The sequence below is a fragment of the Caballeronia sp. NK8 genome, from assembly GCF_018408855.1.
GTDB lineage: Bacteria > Pseudomonadota > Gammaproteobacteria > Burkholderiales > Burkholderiaceae > Caballeronia.
Genome location: NZ_AP024324.1, coordinates 309,995 through 322,978, shown reverse-complemented (window position 1 = coordinate 322,978; position 12,984 = coordinate 309,995). Strand labels below are relative to the sequence as shown.

Annotated in this window: 12 protein-coding genes; 7 read left to right on the top strand and 5 right to left on the bottom strand. The window is 63.6% G+C overall.

Features of this window, described 5'->3' with window-relative positions; all coding sequences use genetic code 11:
- Positions 1-12: 12 nt before the first annotated feature.
- The gene (locus NK8_RS23070) at positions 13-516 is read right to left on the bottom strand and encodes a DUF1993 family protein (RefSeq protein ID WP_213231349.1); all 504 of its coding nucleotides are present in this window, start codon (positions 514-516) and stop codon (positions 13-15) included.
- Between the two features lie 105 nt (positions 517-621).
- Here NK8_RS23070 and NK8_RS23065 point away from each other — a divergent pair, with 105 nt between their 5' ends.
- Complete coding sequence (locus NK8_RS23065) at positions 622-1,524, top strand: LysR family transcriptional regulator (protein ID WP_367657796.1); 903 nt, start codon at positions 622-624, stop codon at positions 1,522-1,524.
- Here NK8_RS23065 and NK8_RS23060 read toward each other — a convergent pair.
- Positions 1,521-2,033 carry a helix-turn-helix domain-containing protein gene (locus tag NK8_RS23060; protein ID WP_213231345.1) on the bottom strand — a complete coding sequence of 171 codons (513 nt, stop codon included), beginning with the start codon at positions 2,031-2,033 and terminating at the stop codon, positions 1,521-1,523. The two genes, NK8_RS23065 and NK8_RS23060, sit on opposite strands and share 4 nt — an antisense overlap.
- A 201-nt stretch (positions 2,034-2,234) precedes the next feature.
- Here NK8_RS23060 and NK8_RS23055 point away from each other — a divergent pair, with 201 nt between their 5' ends.
- The 6 genes from NK8_RS23055 to NK8_RS23030 all read left to right on the top strand — a co-directional run bounded on the left by NK8_RS23055 (position 2,235) and on the right by NK8_RS23030 (position 11,071).
- Complete coding sequence (locus NK8_RS23055; RefSeq protein WP_213231343.1) at positions 2,235-3,482, top strand: efflux RND transporter periplasmic adaptor subunit; 1,248 nt, start codon at positions 2,235-2,237, stop codon at positions 3,480-3,482.
- Entirely contained in the window at positions 3,479-6,670 is a 3,192-nt protein-coding gene (locus NK8_RS23050) for an efflux RND transporter permease subunit (RefSeq protein WP_213231341.1), read from the top strand. The genes NK8_RS23055 and NK8_RS23050 overlap by 4 nt, the downstream gene beginning before the upstream one ends.
- Positions 6,667-8,145 carry an efflux transporter outer membrane subunit gene (locus tag NK8_RS23045; RefSeq protein WP_213231339.1) on the top strand — a complete coding sequence of 493 codons (1,479 nt, stop codon included), beginning with the start codon at positions 6,667-6,669 and terminating at the stop codon, positions 8,143-8,145. The genes NK8_RS23050 and NK8_RS23045 overlap by 4 nt, the downstream gene beginning before the upstream one ends.
- Positions 8,146-8,272: 127 nt before the next feature.
- Complete coding sequence (locus NK8_RS23040; RefSeq protein ID WP_213231337.1) at positions 8,273-9,445, top strand: MFS transporter; 1,173 nt, start codon at positions 8,273-8,275, stop codon at positions 9,443-9,445.
- A gap of 49 nt (positions 9,446-9,494) precedes the next feature.
- Positions 9,495-10,292, top strand: a complete 798-nt coding sequence (locus NK8_RS23035; protein WP_213231335.1) for an isocitrate lyase/phosphoenolpyruvate mutase family protein — start codon at positions 9,495-9,497, stop codon at positions 10,290-10,292.
- A gap of 41 nt (positions 10,293-10,333) precedes the next feature.
- Positions 10,334-11,071 (top strand): SDR family oxidoreductase, encoded by a 738-nt coding sequence (locus NK8_RS23030; protein ID WP_197919714.1) that lies wholly within the window; start codon positions 10,334-10,336, stop codon positions 11,069-11,071.
- Between the two features lie 40 nt (positions 11,072-11,111).
- Here NK8_RS23030 and NK8_RS23025 read toward each other — a convergent pair whose 3' ends face one another.
- From NK8_RS23025 to NK8_RS23015, 3 genes are read right to left on the bottom strand one after another with little or no spacing between them, the layout of a single operon-like run.
- Positions 11,112-11,648 carry a hypothetical protein gene (locus tag NK8_RS23025; RefSeq protein WP_213231333.1) on the bottom strand — a complete coding sequence of 179 codons (537 nt, stop codon included), beginning with the start codon at positions 11,646-11,648 and terminating at the stop codon, positions 11,112-11,114.
- A gap of 33 nt (positions 11,649-11,681) precedes the next feature.
- Complete coding sequence (locus NK8_RS23020) at positions 11,682-12,239, bottom strand: hypothetical protein (protein WP_213231331.1); 558 nt, start codon at positions 12,237-12,239, stop codon at positions 11,682-11,684.
- Between the two features lie 25 nt (positions 12,240-12,264).
- Positions 12,265-12,834, bottom strand: coding sequence for a hypothetical protein (locus tag NK8_RS23015; protein WP_213231329.1), 570 nt, complete (start codon positions 12,832-12,834; stop codon positions 12,265-12,267).
- Positions 12,835-12,984: the final 150 nt, after the last annotated feature.

Below are 12,984 nucleotides of genomic sequence, written 5' to 3'. Positions count from 1 at the left end.
CTCCATCGCCGTTCAAGCGTCGAAGGCATTGACCAGACCGATAAAGTCCTGCTTCCCGACGTCAACTCCATTTGCACGCAAGATCGCATAAGCCATCGCAACATGAAAGTAGACATTCGGAATCACGATTTGCAGCAGATAGTTCTCCCCCGTTAATTTTCCCGGCACCCACGACACTTTTACGATCTGTGCGGCCGCGTCCTCGTATTGCTCGACCGCAATGCTCTCGACGAACTCGATCGTCTTGCGGATGCGCGCACGCGCTTCTTCGAGCGTCTTCTCATTGTCTACATGTCGCGGAGGCTGCTGTCCCGACAGCCACGCGGCTCCGCCCTTCAGATAGTCGCAAGCGCTTTGTATCTGATAGAGCAACGCGGCCATGTCAGGCGCGAGCCGCGTCGACAGCAGGACGGCGACATCGAACTTCTTCGCACTCGCGAAGCGCTCCGCCTTGTCGAGATACGTCTCGATCGTTCTGACTGCTTCCACGCATTGCGCGATAGCTTGTGCATACATTTCGGATCTCCAGAGACAGATGGATTCGAGCCTTCGAAGGCCACTTCCCCTACAATACGGCGACTCAATTCGTCGTGAGCAAACGCAGTGGACCGACTAGAAGCCATGGAAATGCTGGTGACCGCGGTGGACGGAGGCAGTTTGTCGGCGGCGGCTCGTGAGCTGAAAATTCCTGTCAGCACGCTGACCCGCAAGGTTGCCGATCTCGAAGAGATGCTCGGCACTCGGCTGCTCATACGCACCACGCGCAAGCTCACGTTGACCGACGCAGGCATGTCATACGTCGCCGCGGCGCGGCGCATTCTCGACCTCGTGCGTGAACAGGAGCACGAAGCCACCGGTGAATTCGCCACCGCGCGTGGCGAGCTGGTCGTCACCGCGCCCGTGCAGCTTGGCCGCCTGCATGTGTTACCGGTCATCAACCAGTTCCTCGCGCAGTATCCGGACATCACGGTACGGCTCCTTCTCTCCGACCGGAACATCGACCTGATCGATTCGCACGCCGATCTCGCCGTACGCATCGGCGAGTTGCCCGACAGCAATATGATCGCCACGCGCATCGGCTCATTGCGCCCGATCGTGTGCGCGAGTCCGGCCCTCCTCGCCAGAATCGCGCCCCCGCGCGAACCCGATGACCTCGTGAAATACCCGTGCGTGGTCTTCAATAGCCCGTACCTGTCGCCCTGGCGCTTCCGGCTTCCGTCGACGCAAAAGATCTATCTGCTGGCCGTAAAGCCCCGGCTCGAAGTCACGTCGCCCGATGCCGCGGTCAGCGCCGCAGCCGACGATGCGGGCATCACCTACGTGTTCGAGCACGACGCCGACGAGGCACTGCGCAGCGGACAGATCGAAATACTTCTGCCGCAGTTCGAGATCGAACCTGTGCCCGTGCATATGGTTCATGTGTCGCGCAACCTGATGCCGATCAAACTCCGGCATTTCATCGACTTCGCAGCACCGAAGCTCAGGGAGTCCTTGTCGCGCTTCGGCAAGCAAAAGCAGCGCTAAGCCTCCGGGTCGCCGAGCACGCGATCATTACGGTTCTCGATGACATCCCGCGTCTTCTTCGTCGCGCCGGGGCCGGCCGCGAAGCGAACGTCCCGATAGCCCAGCGCATGCCCGTCCGCTCCGCGAACCTCAACCGTCTCGACGGGATTCCCGCTCGCATGTTCGACCAGTGCGATAGGCGGCTTGCCGTTCGATCTCAGCCATCGGTCTCCCCACTGCATGAGCGCGACCAGCACCGGATACAAATCCGCCCCTTTCGAGGTTAGCCGGTAGCCGAAGGTATTCGCGCGCTCCGCAATCGGGAAGCGTTCGAGAATGCCCAGCTCGATCATCCGCTCGAGCCGTGCCGTCAGAACATTTCTGGCGATGCCAAGCCCATTCTGGAACTCGTCGAAGCGCCTGCTGCCCTGCGTGCATTCGCGCACGATCAGCAGCGTCCACCACTCGCCTACTTCGTCGAGGGCGCGAGCGATCGAGCAATCCATTTCGTCGAAGCGTTTTCTGTACATGATGGACAGATAGTAATCGAAGTTTCATCACGCAACTTAACCATTTTGCGGGGAACAGCTTCCCGGTTTCGGCCAGTACCGAGCCGCAACCGGCTTGCCTATAGTTGCGTCACGAAACTTAGCTGGCAGTCTTCGTGGATCGGCGCAGGAATCGGTCTCGACCTCGATCTCGTCCAGCAAATCAACTTACTTAGGATGCCCATGGAAAACCAAATCGATCAAGCCGGGACGGCAGTCGACGCTCCGGAAATCCCGGCCAGGTCCCCTTCGGTTCGATGGATCGGCAAAGGCGTCGCTGGCCTCGTGATCGCCGCGGCGGTTGGGGCGGCGTTTCACCTTCATGGGTCCGATGCCGCGCCGATCGTCACACCGCCACCATCGGTGATGACGAGCGCGCCGTTGCAGCGCGACATAGAAGACCGCCTCGGGTCTCTGGGCCAGTTTTCAGCGGTGAATCGTGTCGAACTGCGCGCGCAAGTGGGCGGCACGCTCACGCAGATCCACTTCAGGGACGGCGACATCGTCCATCAGGGCGATCTGCTCTTCGAAATCGATCCGGAACCGTATCAGATCAAGCTGAGCGAAGCGACGGCCGAACTCGGCTCCGCCAGCGCGCGGCTGACGCTCGCCACACGCGAACTGGCCCGCGCGCAGGAGCTGCAGCGTGCCGAAGCGGGAACCGCCCAGAACGTCGATCAGCGCGTGGCCGAGCAACGCGCGGCGCAGGCGGCCGTGGACCGCGCGAACGCGCTGGTGCGCGACGCGCGCTTCGACCTGGATCGCTGCCGGATCGTGGCGCCCTTCACGGGCCGCATCGGCACGCATCTCGTCTCGATCGGCAATCTGGTGTCCGGCAGCCGCGCCGGCAGCGCGCCGACGACACTGCTCGCCACCATCGTTTCGCTCGATCCGATCTATCTGGACTTCGATATCAGCGAAAACGACTACGCCGCGTTCCAGCGTTCGCGCGCAAGCCTGCAAGGACCGCTGGCCGACGTCGTGAGTATCTCGCCCACCGGCGACAGCGGATTCACGCGCACCGGCAAGTTCGATTTCATCGACAACGCGCTCGACCGGTCGAGCGGCACCATCCACGCGCGCGCCACGATCCCCAATCGCGATCTGTCGCTGACGCCCGGCGGCTTTGCACGCGTGCGGCTGGCGACGACCGCGCCGCAGCCGGCGCTGCTCGTGCCCGATGCCGCCGTGCTCGACGATCAAACCGATCACATGGTGTACGTGGTCGGCGCGGACGACGTGGCCACGCCGAGGAAAGTGCAAATCGGCGATCTGCGCGGCGGCCTGCGCGTGATCCGGTCCGGGCTTGCGCCGAACGACCGTGTCGTGATCGACGGGATTCCGTCGGTTCGGCCGGGCGCGAAGATCTCGCCGCGCGCGGGAAGCATCCAGTTCTCGACAGAGCAAGTGGCCGAAGGAGCAAGATCATGAAGCTGACGCACTTCTTCATCGAGCATCCGCGCTTTGCCGCGGTGCTCAACATATTCGTCGTGCTCATCGGTCTCGCGACGATGATCAAGCTGCCGGTGGCGCAGTATCCGAACATCGTACCGACCACGATTCAGATCACGACATCGTATCCCGGTGCGTCCGCCGATACGATTGCGCGCACGGTCGCCACGCCGCTCGAACAGTCCATCAACGGCGTCGAGAACATGGATTACATCTCGAGCCAGTCGACCGGCAATGGTCAATTGACGATCACGGTGATCTTCAAGGTCGGCACGAATCCGGACACCGCGCTGCTGCTGACGCGCAGCCGCGTGGAAGACACGCTCTCGCGCCTGCCCGCCGATGTGCAACTGCAAGGCGTGCAGGTCAAAAAGACGATTCAGGCGCTACTGCTCGGCGTTCACGTTTATTCGCCCGATGGTTCTCGCAGTCCCGAGTATCTGTCGAACTATATGCTCAAGGTTCGCGATCAGATCGCACGTTTGCCGGGCGTGTCGGACTTCCAGTTGTTCGGCGAGCGGCAGTACGCGATGCGCATCTGGATCGATCCGGATAAAGCGGCTTCGTACAAGATCAGCGCAGGTGAAATACTCGCTGCGCTTCGCGCGCAGAACGCCGCCGTATCCGCGGGCGTGCTGAATCAGCCGCCGGTTTCGAACCACGGCACGGGCGCGTATCAGATCAACGTCGAGGCGCTCGGCCGTTTGAGCACGCCCGAGCAGTTCGGCGACGTGGTCGTGAAGTCGGACACGCAGGGACACGTCACGCGGATTCGCGATATCGGGCACGTCGAACTCGGCTCGGTGGACTACGGCTCGAAGGCGTATGCCGACCGCTACGCGGCCACGCCGTGGTTCGTGATCGCGACGCCGGATGCCAACGTCGTGCAGGTCGAACACGACGTCTGGGCCAGGATGGCCGAACTGAAGAAGAGCTTTCCTCCCGGCGTCGACTACATCAAGATCTACGACCCGACCACGTTCGTTTCGCAGTCGATCCATGAAGTCGCCAAGACCATCCTCATCGCGATCCTGCTGGTGGTCGGCGTGGTCTATCTGTTCCTGCAGAACTGGCGCGCGACGATTATTCCGGTGGTGGCGATCCCGGTGTCGCTGGTCGGAACCTTCGCGACCCTGTCGATATTTGGCGCTTCGATCAATAACCTGTCGCTGTTCGGGCTGGTGCTGGCGGTCGGGATCGTCGTCGACGACGCCATCGTGGTGGTCGAGAACGTGGAGCGCAACATGGCGCTCGGCATGACGCCACGCGAGGCCGCGCATCGGACGATGAACGAAGTCTCGACCGCCATCATCGCGATCGCGCTCACGCTGTGTGCGGTGTTCGGACCGACCGCGCTGATGTCCGGCATCTCCGGCCTGTTCTTCAAGCAGTTCGCGATCACGATCGCCGCGTCCACGGTCATTTCGTGCTTCGTGTCTCTCACGCTCAGCCCCGCGCTCTGCGCGGTGCTGCTCAAGCCGCACGACATGGAGAAGACGCACGGCGGAACCACTGCGCTGGGCCGCCTGCATCATGCGATCTTCGGCCGCTTCAACGCGTCGTTCGAATGGCTGTCGTCGAAGTACGGAAAGATGACTGGCCGCGCCGTGCGCGCGACGACCGTGATGCTGCTCGTCTATGCCGGCCTGATCGCGGCAACCGGGCTGCAGATGTCGAAAATGCCAACGGGATTCATTCCTGAACAGGACATCGGCTATCAGGCGGTGATCGCGTTCCTTCCGCCCGGCTCCAGTCTCGAGCGCACCGACAAGGTGATTCGCGAGGTCAACGACATCGTGCTCGACACCCCCAAGCTCAAAGGCGTCACGCACACGTCCCCCGTATCCGGCTTCGACGTCACGACAGGCACCATCGCGCCCAATGTGGGGACGCTGTTCTACGGACTGCCTTCGCTGTACGGCAAGCACGTGCCCGGCGTCAATGCGGCCTCGATGCTGGTCGAACTGCGCAAGCGCGTGGCCGGGATCAAGGACGCGGTCGTCGTGGTGGTGAATCCGCCGCCCGTGCAAGGGCTCGGTGCGGCGGGCGGCTTCAAGCTGATGCTCGAAGATCGCGGCGGGCTCGGTCCGCAAGCGCTTGCCGAAGCGGCTCACGCACTCGTGGCGGCAGCCAACAAGGACAAGACCTTTGGCGGCGTCTTCACGCTGTACAACGCGGGCGCCCCGTCGGTCTATGCGGACGTCGATCGCCTGAAGGCGGAAAAGATCGGCCTCACGCCGACAGACGTGTTTTCGACGATGGAGCTTTACCTCGGCTCGCAATACGTCAACGACTTCAACTTCATGGGACGCACCTATCAAGTGCGGGTTCAGGCAGATGAAGCATTCCGCCGGACACCGCAGGATATCGGCAGGCTCAAGGTGCGCAATACGTCGGGCGACATGGTGCCGATCAGCAGCGTGGCGACGTTCCGCAACGACACGCAGCCGTACCGCGTGCCGCGCTACAACATGTATCCCGCGGCGGAAATCATGGGCGCGGCAGGCCCCGGTCTTTCTTCCGGCGATGCGATCGAACGCATGGAAGAACTCGCCCAGCAAGTGCTTCCGAACGGCATCGCCTACGAATGGACCGACCTCGCTCATCAGCAAAAAGAGCAGACCATGTCGCCGCTCGTGATCTTTGCCGCATCAGCGCTGTTCGTGTTCCTCGTGCTGGCTGCGCAATATGAAAGCTGGAAGACGCCGCTCGCGATCGTGCTGATCGTGCCGATGTGTCTGCTCGCGGCGGCGATCGGCCTGAACGTGCGGGGCATGCCGATCGACATCCTTGCGCAGATCGGCTTCGTGGTGCTCGTGGGGCTGGCCGCCAAGAACGCGATTCTGATCGTGGAGTTCGCCAAGCAGCGTCAGGACGAAGACGGCGTCGACGCGGAGGACGCCGCCACGCACGCGGCCCACGTGCGGCTGCGTCCGATCCTGATGACGTCGTTCGCCTTCATCGCAGGCGTGGCGCCACTTGCCATCGCCGCCGGAGCGGGCTCGGAGATGCGGCAGTCGCTCGGAACGACAGTGTTCTTCGGCATGCTCGGCGTGACGCTCTTCGGCCTTGCTTTCACGCCGGCGTTCTATGCCTTCGTTCGCAAGCTCGGTGTCCGGGACATCCGCGCCTTGCCGCGCAAACTCAGCAGTGGAGAAGCGAAATGATCAAGCTCTTGTCCAGAACGTCGAAAGCGGTTGCGGGCGCTCTGTTCGTCAGCGCTTTCCTCGCGGCGTGCGCGGTTGGCCCGAACTACGTCGCGCCTGAAACGCGGATGGCGCCGTTTCATAACGCGCAGCAGGTGGCCGAGCGGCAAACCACACTGCCCGCGCCCAGCCTCGACAGCTGGTGGACCGGGTTCGACGATCCGGAACTGGTCACCGTGGTGCAACGCGCGCTGGCTCAGAACCTGAGCATTCAGGCGGCGATCGCGCGCGTCGCACAGTCGCGTGCGGCAGCCCAGGCGGCAGGCGCGCAGTTGCTTCCGACGGTCGATGCCAACGCGTCGTATTCGGCCGAACACCAGAGCGTGCAGAGTCCGCTCGGCGCGCTCGCGAGTGCGTTTCCGAACTACAGCCGCGATCAGAAGCAATACGTTGCGGGCGCGACCGCAAGCTGGGAGATCGATCTGGCCGGCGGCCTCAGACGCGCACATACGGCCGCCAGCGACGAAGAACAGGCCGCCGAGGCCGCGCAACTCGGAACCCGCGTCACCGTCGCCGCCGACGCCGCCGACGCCTATCTGCAAATCCGCGGTCTGCAGGCGCAACTGGCCGTCACGCAGGATCAGGTGGACACGGACGCGCGACTGCTGGAACTCGTGAAAGCGCGCAAGCGGGCAGGCGCGTCCGACGAACGCGAAGTGGCTCAGGCCGAAGCGTCGTTGCGTCAGGCGCGTGCCGCCGTGCCGAGCTTGCGGGTGTCGCTCGAAGCGCAATCGAATCGGCTCGATGTGCTGTTGGGCGCGCAGCCCGGCACCTATGCGGCGGAACTCGGCACGCATGCCGGCGCGATTCCGGACGTGCCGGCGATCAGCAGCGGCGATACGCCCGTCGACGTATTGCGGCGGCGGCCCGACATCATCGCGGCGGAGCGGCATCTGGCGGCGTCCAGTGAAGGTATCGGCGTGGCGCTCGCCGAGTACTACCCGAAGATTTCGCTTGCCGGCGCGCTGGGTTTCGACAGCCTCTCGGCCAGTCACTTCCTGAGCGCGAAGGCGTTCCAGGCGGTCGGCACGGGAGTGCTGCGATGGCGTCTGTTCGACTTCGGCAAGGTGGACGCCGAGGTGAAGAACGCGCGCGGCGCGTATGCGGAGGCGCTCGCGCAGTATCGCGAAGCGGCGCTCAAGGCGACCGAAGACGTCGAAGACGCGTTCATGGCGCTCTCGCAGACCGAGATTCGCGCTCAGGAAGTTCAGCAGGAAGTCGATGCATTGACGCGGGCGCGCGACCTTTCGGAGAAGGCGTATCGCGCGGGTTCGATCACGCTCACCGACGTGCTCGACGCCGACCGGCAACTGCTCGTCGCCCGCGACGATCTCCATGCGACGAAAGCGGACGCCGCACGCGCCGCCGTGCGGACCTTCCGCGCGCTGGGAGGCGGCTGGGATGCGCCGCAGCAGCAGGTGGCGCAGAAGAACTAGCGCCCCTGCGCTTCACCGTTTTACGGGGAACAGCTTCCCACTTCCACCCGGTAGTGCGCTCCGGCTGGCTTCCCTATAGTTTCGTCACGCAACGCATTTGCATCTCTACCCTTCGGGAGACGTTGAAATGGATCGTCGTCTATTAACACTGGCACTCGGCATGTTCGCGCTGGGGACCGATAGCTTCGTCTTCGCGGGCATCCTGCCTGAAATTGCTCATTCGTTTGGCGTGAGCATCGGTGCAGCGGGTCAGTTGATCAGCGTCTATGCGCTGAGCTACGCACTGCTGGGTCCGACCATCGCGGCGTTTGCGGCGAACGTCGGGCGTAAGCGTTTGCTTCTGAGCGGTATCGGCCTGTTCGTGATTGCCAATCTCGGCACCATCGTGGCGCCGAACCTGGGCATCGCCTTGGCTACGCGCGCGCTGGCGGGCCTCGGCGCTGCGATGTTCTCACCGACCGCCAGCGGCACCGGCGCGGCGCTGGTGCCGCCGGAACGGCGTGGCTACGCGTTGTCCATCATCGTGGCGGGCCTGACCACCGCGACCGCGCTCGGCTCGCCGATCGGCGCGGTCATCGGCGGTCTCGCGGGCTGGCACTGGACGCTGGTGCTGGTCGCCGCGCTCGGAGCGGCGGCATTCGTCGGCATCCTCGCATTCATGCCCGAAGTGCCGCTGCCGCCGGCCGTCTCGCTGCGCGCGCGTCTGTCGCCGCTGACCGATGCGCGCGTCGGCCTGACGCTCACCACGACCGTGCTGGCTCAGATCGGCACCTTCATCATCTTCAGCTACTTCTCTGTCGTGTTCGACCGTGCGACCGGCCACAGCCCCACGGCGCTGGGCGCGTTGCTGGTGCTGTGGGGGCTGGCGGGAACGTTCTCGAACCTGGTGACCGGACGCATTCTCGACCGGATCGGTTCGCACAAGGTCGTATTGATCAAGCTGGCCATCGTCGCGGTCGTCGTCTTCACCATGCCGATCACCAGCGCGCACCTCTGGAGCGCGGCTATCGCGGTGACGATCTGGGGCGCGTGTGCGTGGGGCGTCCTGGTGCCGCAACAGTTTCGCCTCGCCAGCCTGAATCCGCCGATGACCGCGGTGCTGGTCGGCCTCAACACGTCGGCGACTTATGTGGGCGTGTCGATCGCCGGCACGCTGGGCGCCGCCGTGATTCCGCTTACCGGCAGCCACAACCTGGGCTATCTGGCGGCCGTTCCCGTCGTGATCGCGATCCTGGTGTCCGGTCTTGCGACGCGCCGCATCGCATCGTTCGCGGGAACCAAAAGCGCGGTAGCGGCCTGAGTACTCCGCACGTTTCATTCATTCGAATTTCAAGGAAAAGGAAACAGTCATGTCCAACGCAAGTACGTTCCGTCAACTGCACGACCAATCGACACCGCTCCTTTTGCCGAACGCCTGGGACGCCGGCAGCGCGCGTCTCATCGAAGCGCAGGGCGCATCCGCGATCGCCACGACCAGCGCGGGCTTTGCCTGGGCGCTGGGTTATCCCGACGGACGCATGCTTCCGTTCGATGAAGTCGTCGGCTCGGTTCGGCGTATCGTCCGCGTTCTTGAAGTGCCCTTGTCGGTCGATGTCGAAAACGGCTATTCCGATGATCCCAAAGCCGTCGCCGCGCACGTGCTGCAACTCGCGGATCTGGGCATTGCTGGCATCAATATCGAAGACGGGCCGGACGCCCCATCGCTGCTGGCCGCGAAGATCGAGGCGATCAAGAACGCCGTGGCGAAAGCCGGCCTGGACCTCTTCGTCAACGCGCGCAGCGATGTATTTCTTGCCAGCCTCGTCGAGCAGGCGAAGCAGCCGCCGGAGGCGATCGCTCGGGGTCATCTGTATGCATCGGCGGGCACGGATGGTCTTTTCCTTCCGGCGCTCGTGCAGCCTTCCTACATCGAAGCGATCGCCGGCGCAATCCGGCTGCCTCTGAACGTCATGGCGCTCCCGGGCCTGGCCGATGCAACGACGCTCGGCAAACTCGGCGTGCGCCGGCTCAGTGCGGGCAGCGGCATTTCGCAGGTCGTGCTCGGCAGAGCGAAGGCTCTGGCGAAGGACTTTCTCACACACGGCCGCTCCGAAGCGCTCGACGACCAGCCTTTGTCCTACGCCGAGGCTCAGCAGCTTTTTGCCTGAATGCGCAAACCGTTATCGACCCACACAGAATGGAGAACATCATGATGCTTGAAGGAAAACGCGCTCTTGTCACCGGAGCAAGCCGCGGTATTGGAGCCGCGATCGCGAAGGCAATGGCTGCCGCCGGCGCGGATGTCGCGATCACGTATGAGAAGTCGTCAGAACAGGCGGCGCAAGTCGTGCAGGCGATCGAGGCGGAAGGCCGCCGCGGCGTCGCGATTCAGGCCGATAGCGCCGATGCATCGGCGGTTCAGGCGTCCGTGCGGAAGACGGTCGAAGCGCTGGGCGGCCTCGATATTCTGATCAACAACGCGGGCATTCTTCGAATGGGCGATGTGAAAGACATTTCCATCGAAGACATCGACGCGACGCTCAACGTCAATGTGCGCGGGCCGATTCTGGCCGCAAAAGCGGCGATTCCGCATCTCGCGCGGGGTGGACGCATCATTTCGATCGGCAGCTATTTTGCCGACCGCGTGCCCGCCTCGATGCTCGGTGTCTACTCAGCCTCCAAGTCCGCGCTCGTCGCGTTCACGCAGGGGTTGGCGCGAGAACTCGGTCCGCAAGGGATTACGGCGAACCTGGTGCAGCCCGGCTCCATCGATACGGACATGAACCCAGTCGAGGGTCCGTTCGGGCCGACCTTGAAATCGCTGACGGCCACCGGCGACTATGGAAAGGGCGAGGACATCGCGCAAGCCGTGGTCTTTCTTGCGAGCGCGAACGCGAGCTACATCACCGGCGCGTCGCTCACCGTCGATGGCGGCGCCAACGCCTGAAGGCGAAGGAGGACGCGAAGTCCGCACGGACATCGCGTCCTCAATATCCGATTCTGAGCGGCTCCGGATGATCGCGCGTGATCACGAGTTTCGCGGCTGCCGGGTATCCTACTTCCGTGATCGGGATCGTGTATTGAGTGCACGTCGACGGGTTTGAACCGAGTCTGGAGCGAGCGACCAGGGATTGCCCCGGACCCGCGGCCGCGAAGTACACCGTGACCTCGCTGCCTTGCCTGAACGGAATCGCGATCCTCGGACCCCAGGCCGACTCGATGATCGGATCGCCGCTGCAATCGGTCGACGTGTATTCGCCCTCCGATATCGCGAGCCATTCGAAGTCGGTCGCGGAGAAGTGATAGCTCGCGTCCTGGACGCGCGTGAGCGGCACGATCGTGGTCGCGTCGCCGACCGTGAACGCGACGCCGTTATTGGCGCTGAACTGCGTGAGATCGCCAATCACTCGGCCGTTAGCATCGAACACTCTCACCGGTCGATGCCTCTCGTCGTGCGACGAATCGCCGGCGAGCGACGCAACGGCGTAGAGCACGAGCAGGGCTCCGGTCAGCCAGCATTTCATATCGGCCTCCATGGTCGACGCGCTCGCATCGCGTCAATAATCGATGCGCAAGGGTTCGGGATGGCGCTGCGTCAGCGGATAAGTGCTCCGGACCGCCCAATACAGATCGCCCTCGTCATACTGGGCCGCGCTGCACGAAGTCGCGCCCGAACTATCCGTCTGCCTCGTCGACCATACGTGCACGTTGCCCGAATAGCCATCGACGGCGACATAAACCGTTACGTCGACCCCGTCCCTGACCGCGATCGCCGGAGTGGGACTGTCCGAGTACGGGACGAGCACGCCGCCGCTGCAGTCGGTGGATGCGTAGCCCACCGGCTGCGTCGCGACCCATTGATACTCCGAGGCCGAGTACTGCAACGGTGCAACGAGCTTGTGATCGACCGTGACGAAGATGGGCCTGCCGTCTATCGCGATATACACGCCATTGACGCCGCCGAGATATTCGAGCGGCCCCACGGCCCTTCCCTGTGCGTCGTACACCATGGGCAGGCGCGGCCCTTCGGGTCGATCGCGCCCCGGATGATCGCGCTCGCCTGCAAGACTCAGGCTCGCGCACATGGCGAGCACGGCAACGAGGATTCGACACATCACGTTTCTCCGTCGATGCGGTCAATCAATAGCCGATGGTCAGCGGCTCAGGGTAATGCGCCGTCAGCGGATAGTTCGTCTCCGCCGTGAATGCCGGCACGGGCGCAGTGGAAGGCGGCACGTGACCGATGACCGGCGGCGGGGTGCATCGGGTGCCGTCGAAGACCGCGACGATCTGGGCCGGCGTCGAGACCGTATCGCCTGCGATCAGCAGCGTGACGTCGGCGCCGTTTCTCGTCGCGATGGCCGGCCGCGGACCGCTCCCCGGCGCGATGATCGGCGAACCACTGCAATCGGTGGTCGAGTAGTTGAACGGCCCGAACGTCCACCACTGGAATTTCGACGAATCGATCGTGTTGGGATCGATGCGCAGCCACGTGACGGCGGCGAATACGATCGCACCGTTTATGTCGAGATAGACGCCGTCGTATCCGTGGTACGACGCAAGCCGTCCGACAGGCTTGCCGTGTGCATCGAACACTCTGAGGACGTGGTGATCGTCGTTTCGCCGCCGGTCCTGTCCGTTGTCCGCATCGGCGTGAAGCGACATTGCGCTCATGACCAGCGGGATCATGAGAAGAAGCCAGCGACGCATGCGCGTCTCCTTCGACCGACAGCGTCCGCACCGCTTGCGGCCTGAATCTGTCTGCTCAAAGAGGATAGGTTCGCGAACCTTTCATTTCAAGGATCATGTTTTCGCGAAGCGTCTTTGCAGGTCCGCCAATACGAGCGGCGGCAGCCATAA

Excerpts from the sequence above, each read along its gene's own strand:
- NK8_RS23055 (WP_213231343.1), top strand. The coding sequence starts at position 2,235 with ATGGAAAACCAAATCGATCAAGCCGGGACGGCAGTCGACGCTCCGGAA.
- NK8_RS23015 (WP_213231329.1), bottom strand. The coding sequence starts at position 12,834 with ATGCGTCGCTGGCTTCTTCTCATGATCCCGCTGGTCATGAGCGCAATG.
- NK8_RS23070 (WP_213231349.1), bottom strand. The coding sequence starts at position 516 with ATGTATGCACAAGCTATCGCGCAATGCGTGGAAGCAGTCAGAACGATC.
- NK8_RS23020 (WP_213231331.1), bottom strand. The coding sequence starts at position 12,239 with ATGTGTCGAATCCTCGTTGCCGTGCTCGCCATGTGCGCGAGCCTGAGT.
- NK8_RS23065 (WP_367657796.1), top strand. The coding sequence starts at position 622 with ATGGAAATGCTGGTGACCGCGGTGGACGGAGGCAGTTTGTCGGCGGCG.
- NK8_RS23025 (WP_213231333.1), bottom strand. The coding sequence starts at position 11,648 with ATGAAATGCTGGCTGACCGGAGCCCTGCTCGTGCTCTACGCCGTTGCG.
- NK8_RS23035 (WP_213231335.1), top strand. The coding sequence starts at position 9,495 with ATGTCCAACGCAAGTACGTTCCGTCAACTGCACGACCAATCGACACCG.
- NK8_RS23045 (WP_213231339.1), top strand. The coding sequence starts at position 6,667 with ATGATCAAGCTCTTGTCCAGAACGTCGAAAGCGGTTGCGGGCGCTCTG.
- NK8_RS23040 (WP_213231337.1), top strand. The coding sequence starts at position 8,273 with ATGGATCGTCGTCTATTAACACTGGCACTCGGCATGTTCGCGCTGGGG.
- NK8_RS23050 (WP_213231341.1), top strand. The coding sequence starts at position 3,479 with ATGAAGCTGACGCACTTCTTCATCGAGCATCCGCGCTTTGCCGCGGTG.
- NK8_RS23030 (WP_197919714.1), top strand. The coding sequence starts at position 10,334 with ATGATGCTTGAAGGAAAACGCGCTCTTGTCACCGGAGCAAGCCGCGGT.
- NK8_RS23060 (WP_213231345.1), bottom strand. The coding sequence starts at position 2,033 with ATGTACAGAAAACGCTTCGACGAAATGGATTGCTCGATCGCTCGCGCC.